The sequence below is a fragment of the Pseudomonas sp. GW821-FHT02B10 genome (assembly GCF_059421865.1).
Genome location: NZ_JBWKVU010000011.1, coordinates 67,718 through 83,120, shown reverse-complemented (window position 1 = coordinate 83,120; position 15,403 = coordinate 67,718). Strand labels below are relative to the sequence as shown.

Sequence of the window (15,403 nt, the reverse complement as noted above, 5' to 3'; positions counted from 1 at the left end):
GAATCGTTTCAACCCTCGGTATCATAAGCAGCCTATCTATCTCTGCCGCGTCCGTGGACCTTTCCCATGCCAGATACCCAGCGCCCCTTGGCGGTCACGCTGCAAGTCGTCTCCATCGTCCTTTTCACCTTTATCGGCTACCTGAACATCGGCATCCCCCTGGCCGTGCTGCCGGGCTACGTGCACAGCGAGCTGGGCTTTGGCGCGGTCATCGCCGGGCTGGTGATCAGCGTGCAATACCTGGCCACCCTGCTCAGCCGCCCCTATGCCGGGAAGATCATCGACAACCTGGGCAGCAAGCGCGCGGTGATGTACGGCCTGGCCGGCTGCGGCCTGAGCGGTGTGTTCATGCTGTTGTCGGCATGGCTGCACAGCTTGCCGGTGCTGAGCCTGGCCAGCCTGCTGATCGGGCGCCTGGTGCTGGGCAGCGCCGAGAGCCTGGTGGGCTCGGGCTCCATCGGCTGGGGCATCGGCCGCGTCGGCGCGCAGAACACCGCCAAGGTGATTTCCTGGAACGGCATCGCCAGCTATGGCGCGCTGGCCGTCGGCGCGCCGCTGGGGGTGTGGCTGGTGGATCGCCTGGGGCTGTGGAGCATGGGCGTGAGCATCATCCTCCTGGCGCTCCTCGGCCTGGCGCTGGCCTGGCCGAAACTGGCGGCGCCGATCGTCGCCGGCGAGCGCTTGCCATTTATCCATGTCCTGGGCCGGGTATTCCCCCACGGCTGCGGCCTGGCCCTGGGCTCGATCGGCTTTGGCACCATCGCCACCTTTATCACCCTGTATTACGCCACGCAGAACTGGTCCAACGCCGTGCTGTGCCTGAGCCTGTTCGGCGCCAGCTTTATCGGCGCGCGCCTGTTGTTCGGCAACCTGATCAACCGCCTCGGCGGCTTTCGCGTGGCAATCGCCTGCCTGTCGGTGGAGACCCTGGGCCTGTTGCTGTTGTGGCTGGCGCCGGATGCCCATTGGGCGCTGGCCGGCGCGGCGTTGAGCGGCTTCGGCTTCTCCCTGGTGTTCCCGGCGCTGGGGGTGGAAGCGGTCAACCTGGTTCCCGCCTCCAGCCGTGGCGCGGCGGTGGGTGCCTATTCGCTGTTCATCGACCTGTCGCTGGGAATCACCGGACCGCTGGCCGGGGCGATCGCCGCCGGTTTCGGTTTTGCCTCGATCTTCCTGTTCGCCGCCCTCGCCGCCTGCAGCGGTTTGCTGCTGAGCCTCTACCTGTACCACCAGGCGCCGAAGTATCGCGAGGAGCGCGGCGAGCGTTAGTAGTCGACCTTGCCGCGGCCGGCCTTGATGTTGCCGCGCTTGCTCTTGGACTCCAGGCGCCGGGTCTTCGAGCCTAGGGTCGGCTTGGTCGGCCGGCGCTTCTTCTCCACCTTGATGGCACTGAGGATCAGCTCCACCAGACGCTCCAGGGCATCGGCGCGGTTCTGTTCCTGGGTCCGGTATTGCTGGGCCTTGATGACGATCACCCCGTCGCTGGTAATGCGACTGTCACGCAGCGCCAGCAGCCGCTCCTTGTAGAACGGTGGCAGCGACGAGGCCGGAATGTCGAAGCGCAGGTGCACCGCGCTGGAGACCTTGTTGACGTTCTGCCCACCCGCGCCTTGCGCGCGAATGGCGGTCAACTCGATCTCGGCATCCGGCAGATGCACGTTGTTGGAAATCACCAGCATGGAAAAGACATCCGCTTTCAGGGCGTTCAGGATACCGCGCCTGCGGATTTGCAGCGCCCACAAAAAACCCGGCCAAAGCCGGGTTTTCCGTTACCGCGCGAGCCTCACTTCAGCGAAGCGTTGGCCGCCTGCAGGCTGTGCTGCGCGCTGCGCTTGTTCTTGATGCCGTAGCAGACCCACATGAAGGCGACCCAGACCGGAATCGCGTACACCGAGATCTGGATACCCGGAATCATCAGCATGATGCCGAGGATGAACACCACGAACGCCAGGCAGACGTAGTTGCCGTAGGGGTACCACAGCGCCTTGAACAGCGGCGATTGTTTCGTGCGGTTCATGTGCTGGCGGAACTTGAAGTGCGAGTAGCTGATCATCGCCCAGTTGATCACCAGGGTCGCGACCACCAGCGACATCAGCAGCTCCAGGGCGTGCTGTGGAATCAGGTAGTTGAGCACCACGGCAACGAAGGTCACCACCGCCGAGGCCAGGATCGACATCACCGGCACGCCGCGCTTGTCGATCTTCGCCAGGACTTTCGGCGCGTCGCCCTGCTCGGCCATGCCCAGCAGCATGCGGCTGTTGCAGTAGGTGCCGCTGTTGTACACCGACAAGGCCGCGGTCAGGACCACGAAGTTGAGGATGTGCGCCGCGGTATCGCTGCCCAGCATCGAGAACACCTGGACGAACGGGCTGCCGCTGTAGGCATCGCCGGAGGCATTCAGGGTCTCCAGCAGGCTGTTCCATGGGGTCAGGGACAACAGCACGACCAGGGCACCGATGTAGAAAATCAGGATGCGGTAGATCACCTGGTTGATGGCCTTGGGAATCACGGTCTTCGGCTTGTCGGCCTCGGCCGCGGTAAACCCGAGCATCTCCAGGCCGCCGAAGGAGAACATGATGATCGCCATGGCCATCACCAGGCCGCTGACGCCATTGGGGAAGAACCCGCCGTGCTCCCACAGGTTGCTCACCGAAGCCTGCGGGCCGCCGTGACCGCTGACCAGCAGGTAGCTGCCCAGGGCGATCATGCCGACGATGGCCACCACCTTGATGATCGCGAACCAGAACTCGGCTTCACCGAAGACTTTGACGTTGGCCAGGTTGATCAGGTTGATCAGCACGAAGAACGCCGCGGCCGAGGCCCAGGTCGGCACGTCCGGCCACCAGTAGTGCACGTACTTGCCGACCGCGGTCAGCTCCGACATACCCACCAGGATGTACAGAATCCAGCAGTTCCAGCCCGACAGGAAACCGGCGAAACCGCCCCAGTACTTGTGCGCGAAATGGCTGAAGGAACCGGCCACCGGCTCTTCGACAATCATCTCGCCGAGCTGGCGCATGATCATGAAGGCGATGAAGCCGCAGATGGCGTAGCCGAGGATCATCGACGGCCCGGCCGACTTGAGCACGCCGGCGGAGCCCAGGAACAATCCGGTACCGATCGCGCCGCCCAGGGCAATCAGTTGAATATGGCGATTTTTCAGGCCGCGCTTCAGCTCGCCTGAATGCGAGTTTTGTCCACTCATGAAAAGGGTCTCACGCAAGGTTTGATGATGTTCGATAGACGTTGCAGCCGACAGCAGGCTTAAGCAGCGCAGATCAAACCCCAGCGCAGGCACCAGGAGTTCAGCGTTTGTTTAACGGTCATGCGTCACCTGTTTGTTTTTATCTGTGACGAAATCGAACCCACCACGCTTGTGACGCGGCGGAGTGAACAAGGCGGATAGCCTTGAGATTATTGGCCTTGGGAGCGTGTATCGAGCATTCGAGCCAGGGCTCGTCACGCGTCGAAACCAGTCGTTGGGGCGCAAAATGCGCGGATACGCAGTTGGGTCACAGTTAAAACGCCGCGCATTGTACACCCCTGACTCCCTGCCGCCAGACGCGGCTTATCAGCGCGTCGGGTGCCGGAATCGCACGGGGCCAACTCGATGCTCGGCATCGGCGGCAAGGTTCGGGACGGACCCGTCGGGGTCGTCGACGAAGGTACGACAGCAATCGCCCTTCGGAGGGAATCGGTTGAGGTGAGCCACGGCGTTCATTGCGCCTCCTTCTTGTTATGCACCTGCACACAGGCATGGGCTGCATCACACCTGCCTTGAGGCCGCGGAACAAGCGGCTTGGAGCCCGGCGGCGGGCCGTATCGAGGCAACAACGGAAGGTTTTTCTTACAGCGCCGAACAAGGGTCGATTCGATGAATCGATAGCGGGTTTTTCGTAAGCATTTCTTTACAGGGCGGAACGTATTTTTTCCACTTCAGATCAGTGACATCGGCGACTGCAAATTGACGGCCAGCGCTTTTTTTATCTGTCTGCTCGCTCAGCTTTTTGTTTTTTCTTGATAATTTTCCAGCAAAAAAACAGAACAAAAAGTTCAATAAAAATAATTCAATTATTTTTTTGCATTTCAAAAAACCCTGGACTAGGTTTCCAGCCACTTGCCGGACCACACCCCCGGCAAGCCGAGCGGCCACGTTGAGCAGCTGGGGCTTTCAAGCACTCCCCGTAGAACGCCCGAGCCGTCTCACCGACTGCTTTTATCCGAAACTGCTTTTATCCGAAAAAGTCATCTAGGAGATTCACGATGCAAGCACTGGAAAAAGACTTGGACACTGAACTGCAACTGGACGATTGGTTTGAAGCAGCGACCCACGAGGCCGCGGTGGAAATGATGCAGGCCGACGCGGTAGTACCGTTCGGCACGGCGATGTGGCCTTTGTAAAAAGGGCCTTCAGGCAGGAGCGGCCCGGCGGTCGCCCCTGCCTCCATCCGCTGTCTGTCAGGGAGGATCCATGGACAACACCGCTGCCATCCGGCATTTCCTTTACTACCTCGAACACCATCCGGCCCTGGCCGAGCGCCAGAGCGCCAGGGTCCTGATCGGCCACACCGCCGAATATGCCGCCACCAGCGCCGCCATCATCGAGCAGGCCGGTGAGCCCTTCAGTTTCACAGCCCTGCGTCTCGACCTCGAACCCACCTCGGCGCTGGCCCAGGCCATCGCCGACTGCGATCTGTATATCTTCTTCTACGACTCCTCCACCCTCTCGCCGCCCCGCCCGCAAGGCCCGGAGTTCATCCAGGCGCTGCAGGGCGTGATGGCCGAGAACTGGAAGAAGTCGCTGCTGTTCAAGGACTACGGCGACTACTTCTACGACACCTTCAGCGTCGAGCCGCAACGCATCGCCGAGCTCAACGCGACCCTGATCCAGCATATGTCCGAGGCCACCACCCTGAGCTTTCGCGACGACCACGGCTCGTACTTCGAAGCGCCGCTGGACAGCATCAAGAAGTGGACCAACATCAACGGCGTGGGCAACTACGACCTGGCGCCCGGAGAAATCGCCAGCCACAGCGAGGCCATCAACGGCCGGGTGAAATTCGTCGGCACCTTCCTCGGCACCATCCCCTTCGCGCGCAAGTACGGCGTGCTGCAATCACCGCTGGAACTGTGGATCGAGAACTCCACCATCAGCCGCATCGCCACCGACGTGCCGGGGCTGGCGGACGACTTCAACAAATACCTGGATGCCAACCCGTCCAACCGGCGTATCGAGGAACTGGGCATCGGCACCAACGAAGGAGTGAAAGACCTCTACGCGCGCAACTCGGGTTTCGAGGAGCGCCATTGCGGCCTGCACCTGGGGCTGGGCGGTGGCGCCAAGGGCAGCCATCACCTGGACCTGATCTTTGCCAGCGGGGTGCTGGCGCTGGACGACCAGCCGGTGTTCGATGGCAGGTTTGTGTTCTGAGCCTGTAGCCGCTGGCGCAGCCTGCGATCGGCTGCGTAGCAGTCGCAAGATGCCGGAACGCGAATAGCCCGCCAGACCTCTGTTGACGGCTTTTACGGCCGCTACGTCGGAATGCCGTCCAGCCCGATCGCAGACTTCGCCAGCGGCTACATAGAGGCAAAAAAAAACGCCAACCCTGAGGTTGGCGTTTTTTCTTGTCGCTTACAGCTTGCAGCTCAAGGCTGCCTCACTCGGGCTTGCGGCGACCGAACCCCGGGCGCTGGCCGGAACCGGCCGGAGCGCCGCGGCGCTTGCCCGACGGTGCGTCCTTGTCGACCAGGACGATGCCCGGACGCTTGGACTTCGGCGCTGGCTTGGCCGGGCGCTTGGTGTCGCTCGGACGATCCGCCACTGGCGTACCACGACCCGATTCACCCCGACCGGCAGCCGGACGCGGCGCCCGTGGAGCGCGCTCGCCATCCTGGCGTGGCGCGGGCTTGCGGCCTGGACGCTCGCCTTCGATCTGCGGCTCGCGCGACGGGCGCGGAGCACCGGCGGCAGGCGCGCCATGGGCTGGACGCAGGGTCCGCACGCGCTCGCTCTTGCCCACCGGGCGCGAGGATTTGCGCTGCATGCGTTCCAGCTTGTCCTTGCTCTTGGCGTTGAGCTGCGGCATCGCCACCGGCGTCAGGCCAACCTCGGCGCTGAGGACGTCCACTTCGTACTGGCTCATTTCGCGCCAGCGGCCCATCGGCAAGTCGGAGTTGAGGAACACCGGACCGAAACGCACGCGCTTCAGGCGGCTGACCACCAGGCCCTGGGATTCCCACAGGCGACGCACTTCACGGTTGCGGCCTTCCATCACCACGCAGTGGTACCAATGGTTGAAACCTTCACCACCGGGCGCCTGCTGGATGTCGGTGAACTTGGCCGGGCCGTCTTCGAGCATCACACCGGCTTTCAGGCGCTCGATCATCTCGTCGTCGACTTCGCCACGCACACGTACCGCGTACTCACGGTCCATTTCATAGGACGGGTGCATCAGGCGGTTGGCCAGCTCACCGTCGGTGGTGAACATCAGCAGGCCGGTGGTGTTGATGTCGAGGCGACCGATATTGATCCAGCGGCCTTCCCGTGGACGTGGCAGCTTGTCGAACACGGTCGGACGGCCTTCCGGGTCGTCACGGGTGCAGATCTCGCCGTCGGGCTTGTTGTACATGATCACGCGGCGGACCGATTCGGACGCCTCTTCGCGCTTGATCACCTTGCCATCGATGGAGATGGCGTCGTGCAGGTCGACGCGCAGGCCAAGGGTGGCCTCTTTGCCATTGACCTTGATCCGGCCCTGGCTGATCCAGGATTCCACGTCACGGCGCGAGCCGACGCCGATACGGGCGAGGACTTTCTGCAGTTTTTCGCCTGCTGGGCCGACTTCCTGTTGGTCTTGCTGATCTTCACTCATCTGGGCACCTCCCGGTGTGTCGATTCAGGCTTGAGCGGCCTGAACGGTAGTAAAAACAGGTCTTGTGGCGAAGGGATCGCCAAAGGGTCGCGAATCATACGCTCATGGCGCCGATTGCGCATCAGAGACTAGCCGATAAGTGGCGGCTCAGCGGTTTTTCCGCTGGCCGGTGGCAGCGCAGGCACCGGGACGACCGAGGCGTCTCAATCGTCTTCGAGCAGGCGTCTTTCGTTCTCGATGGCTTCGGCCAGCGCCAGGGCTTCGGCCTCTTCGTCGCTCAACTCCGGAGCCGGCGGCTCCAGCGCTGCCACGGCGGCCAGCAGCTTGGCGCGGGCTTCGGCGACGCCGAGCACATCGTCATCGACTTCCTGCTCCTGCTCGTCGCCTGCATCCGCTTCGAGTTCGGCCTCGTGTTCGGCTTCGTGCTCGATTTGCACTTCGGCTTCGGCTTCGGCTTCGGCTTCGGCTTCGGCTTCGGCTTCGGCTTCGGCTTCGGCACGAGTGTGCGCTTCGGCGCTGATCTCGGCGTCCACCTCGGCGCCGGCAATCACATCGTCCCCGGACGACTCGACCGCGCCATCGCGATGCAGATCGTCGAAGTCGGTCTTGATCCCCTCCTCCATCGAGTCCAGCTCCAGCAGCAAGGTGTGGAAACTGGTCTCTTCCTTCGGCTCTTCCGGTTCGGCGCTGGCGTCGGCCAGGGCTTGCAGGCTGGCGGGCACCGGCGCGTCGTCGAAGTCGAGGACCGGCTCGGTCTCGATCTCGCGCAGCTCGGCCAACGGCGGCAGGTCGTCGAGGTTCTTCAGGTTGAAGTGATCGAGAAACGCCTTGGTGGTGGCGAACATCGCCGGCTTGCCCGGCACGTCACGGTAGCCGACCACCCGAATCCACTCGCGCTCGAGCAAGGTCTTGACGATCTGGCTATTGACCGCCACGCCCCGCACATCCTCGATCTCGCCACGGGTGATCGGCTGGCGGTAGGCAATCAGCGCCAGGGTCTCCAGCATCGCCCGGGAGTAGCGCTGGGGCCGTTCTTCCCACAGCCGGCCGACCCAGGGGGCGAACTTTTCCCGCACCTGCAGGCGATAACCGGAGGCCACTTCCTTGAGTTCAAAGGCCCGACCTTCGCAGGATTTGCCCAGAATGGTCAGGGCCTTCTTGAAGACCGCAGGGTCCGGCCGCTCGCCTTCCTCGAAGAGCTCGAACAGGCGCTCCATGGATTGCGGTTTTCCCGAGGCCAACAGAAAGGCTTCAAGCAGCGACGCCAGCTCGCGGGGTTCATTCAGATTCATTGTTTCAGCTCGTTATTCGGCTCGCGCCCGCACATGGATAGCCGTGAAGGGCTCATTCTGTACCAGCTCGACCAGGGATTCCTTGACCAGTTCGAGGATCGCCATGAAGGTCACCACCACCCCCAGGCGCCCCTCTTCCGCGGTGAACAGCTCGACAAAGGGCACAAAACCACCGCCCTTGAGCCGCTCCAGCACCTCGCTCATGCGCTCGCGGGTGGACAGCGCCTCGCGGCTGACCTGATGGCTTTCGAACATGTCGCCACGGCGCAACACCTCGGCCATGGACATCAGCACCTCTTCCAGGGCGACATCCGGCAACAGCTTACGCGCCCGGGCTTCCGGGGCGTCGAGCTTGGGCACTATGACGTCGCGGCCGACCCGGCTCAGGCCGTCGATGCCTTCGGCGGCGGCCTTGAAACGCTCGTACTCCTGCAGGCGGCGGATCAGTTCGGCGCGCGGGTCTTCCTCTTCCTCTTCCACCTCGGCCGACCGCGGCAACAGCATGCGCGACTTGATCTCGGCGAGCATGGCCGCCATCACCAGGTATTCGGCGGCCAGCTCCAGACGCACCGACTGCATCAATTCGACATAGCCCATGTACTGGCGGGTGATTTCCGCCACCGGGATGTCGAGGATGTCGATGTTCTGTTTGCGGATCAGGTACAGCAGCAGGTCGAGCGGGCCTTCGAAGGCTTCGAGAAAGACTTCCAGGGCGTCCGGCGGAATGTACAGGTCCAGCGGCATTTCCATGACCGCCTGGCCATAGACCATCGCAAAGGGCAGCTCCTGCTGCGCTCCGGCCTGGTCGTCGACGTGTTCCACTGCGGACATTCAGGCCTCGACCATGAAGGGAGCCGGGTCGCCGCAGCCGATACGGATCACTTCCGGCTCGCCATCGGCCAGGTTGATCACGGTGGAGGCCATGATGCCGCCAAAACCGCCATCGATGATCAGGTCGACCTGATGCTCGAGCAGTTGGCGCATTTCATAAGGATCGTTCATCGGTTCGGTTTCGCCGGGCATGATCAGGCTAACGCTCATCAGCGGCTCGCCGAGTTCGGCCAGCAGCGCCAGGGCGATCGGATGGCTCGGCACCCGCAGGCCGATGGTGCGTTTCTTCGGGTGCAGCAACAGCCGCGGCACTTCGCGGGTGGCGTTGAGGATGAAGGTATAAGGCCCAGGCAGATGCGCCTTGAGCAGGCGAAAGGTGCCGGTATCGATCTTGGCGAACAGACCCAGCTGCGACAGGTCGCTGCAGATCAGCGCGAAGTTGTGTTTGTCATCCAGTTGCCGCAGGCGCCGCACGCGCTCGACCGCGCTCTTGTCGCCGATCTGGCAGCCAATGGCGTAGGACGAGTCGGTCGGGTAAATCACCACGCCCCCTGAGCGGATGATTTCGACAGCCTGTTTGATCAGGCGCGGTTGCGGGTTTTCCGGATGAATCTGGAAAAATTGACTCACATTCTCTACCTGTTCAGACGGCGGCAATAATTGGGTCATGTTTGAACCGACACCAGAGCGGCGGCAGATCCTCCGGAACAGGGCGATACTCGCCTATCTCGGACCAGCCTCCAGGGCCATGAAAATCACTGCCGGCGCTCACCAGCAGACCGAACTCCCGAGCAAGGATGGCCAGGCTGCCCACCTGCTCGGCGGGTTGATGGCCGTTGACCACCTCGATCGCGTGGCCACCTGCTTGAATATAGTCGGCAATCAGGCGGCGACGTTTGCTGCGGGTGAAATCGTAATGCCAGGGATGGGCCAGACTGACCCAGGCCCCCGCCGCGCGCAACGTCTCGACGGTTTCCTCGAGGGTCGGCCAGTGCTGCTTGACGTCGCCCAGCTTGCCGGCCCCCAGCCACTTGCGAAAAGCTTCGGCGCGGTCCTTCACAAAACCGGCGCGCACCAGATAATCGGCGAAGTGCGGCCGGGCCGGCGCATTGCCGCTATCACCCAGTTCCTGCTGGATCGCCCGGGCCCCTTCGAGGGCGCCCGGCATGCCTTTGAGCGCCAGCTTGCGGCTTATTTCTTCGGACCGCAGCCAGCGACCGTCGTGCAATTTGCCGATGGCTTCGACCAATGACGGCGCATTGACGTCGAAGCCGTAGCCCAGCACATGAATGGTCGCCCCACCCCAGGTGCAGGACAATTCGACGCCATTGACCAGTTGCATGCCCAGTTCATGGGCCGCCAGGCGCGCCTCGTCGAGGCCTTCCAGAGTGTCATGATCGGTCAGGGCCAGGACTCGCACGCCTTTCTCGAACGCACGCGCAACCAGAGCCGCGGGCGCCAGGGCGCCATCGGAGGCCGTGCTGTGGCAGTGCAAATCAACATTCACGGGACTGTTCAACCTCAAGTCAGCTGGCGCTTTCGCTACCATGGATGTTTGTTATTATGCCGCCACATCCTGCTTCTGGCTGCCACTGTGAAACAATTCATCGACTTCATCCCGCTGTTCCTGTTTTTCATCGTCTACAAAATCGATCCCCGAGTCGTCGACATTGCCGGTCAACAACTGACCGTAGGCGGTATCTACAGCGCCACGGCGGTGTTGATCATCAGTTCCCTGGTGGTCTACGGCGCGCTGTTCATCTCCCAGCGCAAGCTGGAGAAAAGCCAGTGGCTGACCCTGGTCGCCTGCCTGGTGTTCGGTAGCCTGACCCTGGCCTTCCACAGCGAGACCTTCCTCAAGTGGAAGGCGCCGGTGGTCAACTGGCTGTTCGCCCTGGCCTTTATCGGCAGCCATTTCATCGGCGACCGCCTGCTGATCAAGCGCATCATGGGCCACGCGCTGAGCCTGCCGGATCCGGTCTGGACCCGCCTGAACATCGCCTGGATCGCCTTCTTCCTGTTCTGCGGCGCCGCCAACCTGTTTGTCGCCTTCACCTTCCAGAGCATCTGGGTCGACTTCAAGGTCTTCGGCAGCCTGGGCATGACCGTGCTGTTCCTGGTCGGCCAGGGCATCTACCTGTCGCGCCATCTTCACGACACCGAACCCACCACGTCGAAAACCGAGGACTGACATGCTTTACGCAATCATTGCTACAGACGTCGCCAACTCCCTGGAAAACCGCCTGGCCGCGCGCCCGGCGCATCTGGAGCGGTTGCAGCAGCTCAAGGCCGAAGGTCGCGTGGTACTGGCCGGGCCACACCCTGCCGTCGACAGCAATGATCCTGGCGCGGCGGGTTTCACCGGCAGCCTGATCGTCGCCGAATTCGACTCGCTGAGCGCCGCCCAGGCCTGGGCCGACGCCGACCCTTACGTCGCCGCTGGTGTCTATGCCAACGTCGTGGTCAAGCCGTTCAAGCAAGTCCTGCCGTAAATCCTCTCCCTCGCGGTGAACCTTATCGGTTCATCGCGCTCTCAATCGCTCATTATTCTCGTTTGACTGCCGACAACCTGCCCAACACTCGATTGGAATCAGGAGTTGCGATGCGCCAAGGTCTGTTGTGCCTGTTGTTGGTCATGTTAACGATCGGGGCGAGCGCCTCCGCCGAAGAAACCACGGACCCAGGACATTCGACGCCTTTGTCCCTGAGTGCCGGCAGCCAGATCAACGAATTGCAGCAGCGCCTTAAAGACAGCGAGCGCCAGCGTGAAGAGCTGACCCGGCAATTGCAGGGTGCCGACAGCGAGCGCGAAAGCGCCCAGCTGAGCCGCCTGCGCCAGGAGAATCAGCGCCTCAAGCTGCAACTGCGCGAAGTCCAGGCCAGTTCCGTGCCGCGCCTGCTGACCGATCAGCAACAGTGGTTCGTCACCGGCGCCGGGGTAGCGCTATTGGCCCTGCTCTGCGGTATCTTCGCCAGTGGTGGACATAGAAAGCGTCGACAATGGCTAAATTGAGTGATTCATGAGCGACCTGTTACTGATTGACGATGACCAGGAACTCTGCGAGCTCCTGACCAGCTGGCTGGGCCAGGAGGGTTTTCAGGTACGGGCCTGCCACGATGGCCTGAGCGCCCGTCGCGCCCTGGCCGATCACGCCCCGGCGGCGGTGGTGCTGGACGTGATGCTGCCCGACGGCAGCGGCCTGGAACTGCTCAAGCAACTGCGCAGCGACCACCCGGACTTGCCGGTGCTGATGCTCTCGGCCCGCGGCGAGCCCCTGGACCGCATCCTCGGCCTGGAGCTGGGCGCCGACGACTACCTGGCCAAACCCTGCGACCCGCGTGAACTGACCGCCCGCCTGCGCGCTGTGCTGCGCCGCAGCCACCCGACCGCGGTGTCCAGCCAGATGGAGCTGGGCGACCTGTGTTTCAGCCCGGTGCGCGGCGTGGTCAGCATCGACGAACAGGACATCACCCTCACCGTTTCCGAAAGCCGTCTGCTGGAAGCCTTGCTCAAGCAACCGGGCGAACCGCTGGACAAGCAGGAACTGGCGCAGATCGCCCTGGGCCGCAAGCTGACCCTGTACGACCGCAGCCTGGACATGCACGTCAGCAACCTGCGCAAGAAGATCGGCCCGCACCCCGACGGCCGCCCGCGCATCGTCGCCCTGCGCAGCCGCGGCTACTACTACAGCCTCTGATCCTGAACAGATCCCTGGTCCTGCAGCTGCTGCCGCAGGCTGCGATAGGGCCGCCGCCGTCCTGCATTCGCAAGATCCCCGCGAGCGTACCGGTCGTTCGCAGCCTCGCGGGCTCGGCGGCGGCTACAGGGGTTATGTCAGTTTCGCCAAAAAACGTCTTTACCCAAGCTTTACCCTTCGCTGACCGCCGCTGACCTTGCTCTGCGTAATCTGCACACATCCGGAACTGACCGGGAATGAGACAAGGAGATACACCATGCGCAAGACCCTGATCGCTCTGATGTTCGCCGCCGCCCTGCCGACCGTGGCCATGGCCATGCCGGAAGGCGCAGGCCCCATGGGGCCGATGGATGGCCCGCGCCACAGCGAACACATGCGGGGCAAAGGCCCTTACAGCCAGCTGGACCTGAGCCAAGAGCAGCGCCAGCAGATCCGCAAGCTGATGGGTGAGCAGATGCACGAGCGCAAGCAGCTGGTGCAGAAGTACCTGGAAAAACTGTCGCCGGCCGACCAGAAAGCCATGAAGGACGAGATCGCCGCCAAGCGCCAGAAAACCGAAGCCGACATCCGCGCCCTGCTCAAGCCGGAACAACAGAAAGAGTTTGACGCCATTCAGAAGAAACACGCCGAGCGCCGCGCCGAATGGGCCGAGTTCAAGGCCTGGAAAGCGCAACAGCCGCAAAAAGCGCAATAATACTTTAGCGCTTATCCCACAGCCCAGTGGCGCCCCCACTGGGCTTTCCTTGTTTGAGGACTTCCCGTGCGTTCATTGTTCTGGCGCATCCTCGCCAGCTTCTGGCTGGCCATCACCCTGGTTGCAGGGCTGTCGATTCTGCTTGGCCACATGCTGAACCAGGATGCCTGGATCCTCAGTCGCCATCCGGGCCTCAATACCCTGGCCGAAGAGTGGACGCGCACCTACGAAGAACAAGGCGAAGACGCCGCCCAGGAGATCCTGGAGCAGCGCAAGCACCAGTATCACGTCAACGTGCAAGTGCTCAACGACGCCGGCGACCCGGTGGTCCGCGGCACCTTCCCGCGCCGCGCGGCCGCCTTGGAGGCCCGCCAGAACAACGATGACCGGCGCCTGCCCTGGCGGCGCCTGACCGCCGAATACACCAGCCCGAAAACTGGCGAGACCTACCTGCTGATCTACCGCATCCCCCACCCGGAACTGGACGCCTGGCACCGCGACAGCCTGCTGTGGCCGCTGAGTGCCCTGACCATCGCGCTGGTGGTGCTGACCCTGTTCAGCCTGCTGGTGACCCTGTCCATCACTCGCCCCCTCAGCCGTTTACGCGGTGCGGTGCATGACCTAGGACAGGCCACCTACCAACAGAACAGCCTGGCTCGCCTGGCCGCCCGCCGCGACGAGTTCGGCGTGCTGGCCAAGGACTTCAACCGCATGGGCTCGCGCCTGCAAAGCCTGATCGGCAGCCAGCGCCAACTGCTGCGCGACGTCTCCCACGAGCTGCGCTCGCCGCTGGCGCGCCTGCGCATCGCCCTGGCGCTGGCCGAGCGGGCCACGGTCGAGGAGCGCGAGCGCCTGTGGCCGCGCCTGACCCGCGAGTGCGATCGCCTGGAAGCGCTGATCAGCGAAATCCTGGTGCTGGCCCGGGTCGATGCCGACAACGCCAGCGCCGAAGAGGTGGACCTCAACGCCCTGCTCGATAACCTGCAGAAGGATGCCCAACTGGCCTGCCCGGAACAGCCGGTGAACATCCAGGCCGAATCGCAACTCAGCCTCAAGGGCTGGCCGACCATGATCGAGCGGGCGGTGGACAATCTGCTGCGCAATGCCCAGCGCTTCAACCCGGCCGGACAGCCGATCGAAGTACAGGCATTGCGTCAGGGGGACAGGATTGTGCTCAGCGTCCGCGATCACGGCCCTGGTGTGGAGGCCGAACATTTACGCCAACTGGGGGAACCCTTTTACCGCGCCCCGGGCCAGACCGCGCCGGGTCACGGGCTGGGCCTGGCCATCGCCCGACGCGCCGCGGAACGCCATGGCGGCAGCCTGACCCTGGACAATCATCCGCAGGGTGGTTTTATCGCCAGCCTGGAGTTGCCGTTGGTGCCAGGCGTTACTGCCCAGGCCTGAGCAGCCTCAGGATCAGGCCTTGCCCGACCAGGCGCTGACGAACTCCGCCGTATCCACCTTGGGCGCGACCCGTGGCTCGTTCAGCGGCGTGCCCAGGTACAGGAAGGCGATGATTTCTTCACCTTCGCCCAGGCCAAGGCCCTTGGCGACATGGGGCGAATAGGACAGCTCGCCGGTACGCCACACTGCACCGATACCCTGGGCATAGGCCGCCAGCAGGATGCCATGGGCGGCACAGCCGGCCGCCAGCCGTTGCTCCGACTTCGGCACCTTGACGTGCTCCTGCAGGCGCGCCACCACAACCACCACCAACGGCGCGCGCAGCGGCATGGCACGGGCCTTGTCCAGGACCGCCTGGGTCACTTCGCCCCCCTGCAATTGCACCGCTTCCACCAGCAACTCGCCCAACTGCTCGCGGGCCGCACCTTCCACCGTCAGAAAGCGCCACGGCCGCAACTGGCCATGATCCGGGGCGCGCAATGCCGCCGCGAACAGCGCTTCGCGTTGCGCCGCCGTCGGCGCCGGGTCCACCAGACGCGGTACGGAAACACGGTTGAGCAATGCGTCGAGAGCCTCCATCGGCCACCTCCTGAAAAAAATGTCCGGCCATTC

At 63.3% G+C, this 15,403-nt stretch carries 18 protein-coding genes; 9 read left to right on the top strand and 9 right to left on the bottom strand.

Annotated elements, in window-relative coordinates:
* Nucleotides 1-66: 66 nt before the first annotated feature.
* Nucleotides 67-1,266: an MFS transporter gene (locus AC07VU_RS22095; RefSeq protein WP_274305908.1), complete on the top strand. Its 1,200-nt coding sequence runs from the start codon at nucleotides 67-69 to the stop codon at nucleotides 1,264-1,266.
* Here AC07VU_RS22095 and arfB read toward each other — a convergent pair.
* From arfB to AC07VU_RS22080, 3 genes are all read right to left on the bottom strand, one after another.
* Nucleotides 1,263-1,676, bottom strand: coding sequence for an alternative ribosome rescue aminoacyl-tRNA hydrolase ArfB (gene arfB / locus AC07VU_RS22090; RefSeq protein WP_053260093.1), 414 nt, complete (start codon nucleotides 1,674-1,676; stop codon nucleotides 1,263-1,265). The genes AC07VU_RS22095 and arfB overlap by 4 nt on opposite strands.
* Before the next feature lie 104 nt (nucleotides 1,677-1,780).
* A complete protein-coding gene (locus AC07VU_RS22085) occupies nucleotides 1,781-3,202 on the bottom strand; it encodes an amino acid permease (RefSeq protein ID WP_007930090.1) in 1,422 nt (473 codons plus the stop codon).
* A 642-nt stretch (nucleotides 3,203-3,844) separates the two neighbouring features.
* Entirely contained in the window at nucleotides 3,845-4,150 is a 306-nt protein-coding gene (locus tag AC07VU_RS22080) for a hypothetical protein (RefSeq protein ID WP_495030483.1), read from the bottom strand.
* 110 nt (nucleotides 4,151-4,260) lie between these two features.
* On the opposite strand from AC07VU_RS22080, the gene AC07VU_RS22075 reads away from it, so the two are divergent.
* Nucleotides 4,261-4,398, top strand: coding sequence for a hypothetical protein (locus AC07VU_RS22075; RefSeq protein WP_007930088.1), 138 nt, complete (start codon nucleotides 4,261-4,263; stop codon nucleotides 4,396-4,398).
* A 70-nt stretch (nucleotides 4,399-4,468) separates the two neighbouring features.
* On the top strand, nucleotides 4,469-5,428 hold the full coding sequence (locus AC07VU_RS22070; RefSeq protein WP_495030482.1) for a CgnE/CgnB domain-containing protein: 960 nt from the start codon (nucleotides 4,469-4,471) through the stop codon (nucleotides 5,426-5,428).
* Between the two features lie 226 nt (nucleotides 5,429-5,654).
* Here the strand turns inward: AC07VU_RS22070 and rluB are convergent, their stop codons facing one another.
* The 5 genes from rluB to AC07VU_RS22045 all read right to left on the bottom strand — a co-directional run bounded on the left by rluB (nucleotide 5,655) and on the right by AC07VU_RS22045 (nucleotide 10,499).
* Nucleotides 5,655-6,869, bottom strand: coding sequence for a 23S rRNA pseudouridine(2605) synthase RluB (rluB, locus tag AC07VU_RS22065; protein WP_495030481.1), 1,215 nt, complete (start codon nucleotides 6,867-6,869; stop codon nucleotides 5,655-5,657).
* A 203-nt stretch (nucleotides 6,870-7,072) separates the two neighbouring features.
* Complete coding sequence (scpB, locus tag AC07VU_RS22060; RefSeq protein ID WP_495030480.1) at nucleotides 7,073-8,161, bottom strand: SMC-Scp complex subunit ScpB; 1,089 nt, start codon at nucleotides 8,159-8,161, stop codon at nucleotides 7,073-7,075.
* 12 nt (nucleotides 8,162-8,173) lie between these two features.
* A complete protein-coding gene (locus AC07VU_RS22055; RefSeq protein WP_007930082.1) occupies nucleotides 8,174-8,992 on the bottom strand; it encodes a segregation and condensation protein A in 819 nt (272 codons plus the stop codon).
* Nucleotides 8,993-9,622 carry an L-threonylcarbamoyladenylate synthase gene (locus tag AC07VU_RS22050; protein ID WP_009042694.1) on the bottom strand — a complete coding sequence of 210 codons (630 nt, stop codon included), beginning with the start codon at nucleotides 9,620-9,622 and terminating at the stop codon, nucleotides 8,993-8,995.
* Between the two features lie 13 nt (nucleotides 9,623-9,635).
* Entirely contained in the window at nucleotides 9,636-10,499 is an 864-nt protein-coding gene (locus tag AC07VU_RS22045) for a PHP domain-containing protein (RefSeq protein WP_007930079.1), read from the bottom strand.
* An 87-nt stretch (nucleotides 10,500-10,586) separates the two neighbouring features.
* Here AC07VU_RS22045 and AC07VU_RS22040 point away from each other — a divergent pair, with 87 nt between their 5' ends.
* The 6 genes from AC07VU_RS22040 to AC07VU_RS22015 all read left to right on the top strand — a co-directional run bounded on the left by AC07VU_RS22040 (nucleotide 10,587) and on the right by AC07VU_RS22015 (nucleotide 14,791).
* Nucleotides 10,587-11,183 (top strand): septation protein A, encoded by a 597-nt coding sequence (locus AC07VU_RS22040; RefSeq protein ID WP_053260088.1) that lies wholly within the window; start codon nucleotides 10,587-10,589, stop codon nucleotides 11,181-11,183.
* A gap of 1 nt (nucleotide 11,184) precedes the next feature.
* Nucleotides 11,185-11,484, top strand: a complete 300-nt coding sequence (locus AC07VU_RS22035; protein ID WP_053260087.1) for a YciI family protein — start codon at nucleotides 11,185-11,187, stop codon at nucleotides 11,482-11,484.
* A gap of 110 nt (nucleotides 11,485-11,594) precedes the next feature.
* Entirely contained in the window at nucleotides 11,595-12,005 is a 411-nt protein-coding gene (locus AC07VU_RS22030; RefSeq protein ID WP_007930076.1) for an SH3 domain-containing protein, read from the top strand.
* A gap of 7 nt (nucleotides 12,006-12,012) precedes the next feature.
* On the top strand, nucleotides 12,013-12,690 hold the full coding sequence (locus AC07VU_RS22025; RefSeq protein ID WP_007930075.1) for a response regulator transcription factor: 678 nt from the start codon (nucleotides 12,013-12,015) through the stop codon (nucleotides 12,688-12,690).
* A gap of 256 nt (nucleotides 12,691-12,946) precedes the next feature.
* Nucleotides 12,947-13,384 carry a Spy/CpxP family protein refolding chaperone gene (locus tag AC07VU_RS22020; RefSeq protein ID WP_007930074.1) on the top strand — a complete coding sequence of 146 codons (438 nt, stop codon included), beginning with the start codon at nucleotides 12,947-12,949 and terminating at the stop codon, nucleotides 13,382-13,384.
* 66 nt (nucleotides 13,385-13,450) lie between these two features.
* Nucleotides 13,451-14,791, top strand: coding sequence for a sensor histidine kinase (locus AC07VU_RS22015; protein ID WP_087088941.1), 1,341 nt, complete (start codon nucleotides 13,451-13,453; stop codon nucleotides 14,789-14,791).
* 12 nt (nucleotides 14,792-14,803) lie between these two features.
* Here AC07VU_RS22015 and AC07VU_RS22010 read toward each other — a convergent pair whose 3' ends face one another.
* Nucleotides 14,804-15,370 (bottom strand): nitroreductase family protein, encoded by a 567-nt coding sequence (locus AC07VU_RS22010; protein WP_277588107.1) that lies wholly within the window; start codon nucleotides 15,368-15,370, stop codon nucleotides 14,804-14,806.
* Nucleotides 15,371-15,403 lie beyond the last annotated feature (33 nt).

Bases quoted from the DNA above. Each gene is read 5' to 3' on its own strand.
- AC07VU_RS22095 (WP_274305908.1), top strand. From the start codon at position 67: ATGCCAGATACCCAGCGCCCCTTGGCGGTCACGCTGCAAGTCGTCTCC.
- arfB (WP_053260093.1), bottom strand. From the start codon at position 1,676: ATGCTGGTGATTTCCAACAACGTGCATCTGCCGGATGCCGAGATCGAG.
- AC07VU_RS22085 (WP_007930090.1), bottom strand. From the start codon at position 3,202: ATGAGTGGACAAAACTCGCATTCAGGCGAGCTGAAGCGCGGCCTGAAA.
- AC07VU_RS22075 (WP_007930088.1), top strand. From the start codon at position 4,261: ATGCAAGCACTGGAAAAAGACTTGGACACTGAACTGCAACTGGACGAT.
- AC07VU_RS22070 (WP_495030482.1), top strand. From the start codon at position 4,469: ATGGACAACACCGCTGCCATCCGGCATTTCCTTTACTACCTCGAACAC.
- rluB (WP_495030481.1), bottom strand. From the start codon at position 6,869: ATGAGTGAAGATCAGCAAGACCAACAGGAAGTCGGCCCAGCAGGCGAA.
- scpB (WP_495030480.1), bottom strand. From the start codon at position 8,161: ATGAATCTGAATGAACCCCGCGAGCTGGCGTCGCTGCTTGAAGCCTTT.
- AC07VU_RS22055 (WP_007930082.1), bottom strand. From the start codon at position 8,992: ATGTCCGCAGTGGAACACGTCGACGACCAGGCCGGAGCGCAGCAGGAG.
- AC07VU_RS22035 (WP_053260087.1), top strand. From the start codon at position 11,185: ATGCTTTACGCAATCATTGCTACAGACGTCGCCAACTCCCTGGAAAAC.
- AC07VU_RS22030 (WP_007930076.1), top strand. From the start codon at position 11,595: ATGCGCCAAGGTCTGTTGTGCCTGTTGTTGGTCATGTTAACGATCGGG.
- AC07VU_RS22025 (WP_007930075.1), top strand. From the start codon at position 12,013: ATGAGCGACCTGTTACTGATTGACGATGACCAGGAACTCTGCGAGCTC.
- AC07VU_RS22020 (WP_007930074.1), top strand. From the start codon at position 12,947: ATGCGCAAGACCCTGATCGCTCTGATGTTCGCCGCCGCCCTGCCGACC.
- AC07VU_RS22010 (WP_277588107.1), bottom strand. From the start codon at position 15,370: ATGGAGGCTCTCGACGCATTGCTCAACCGTGTTTCCGTACCGCGTCTG.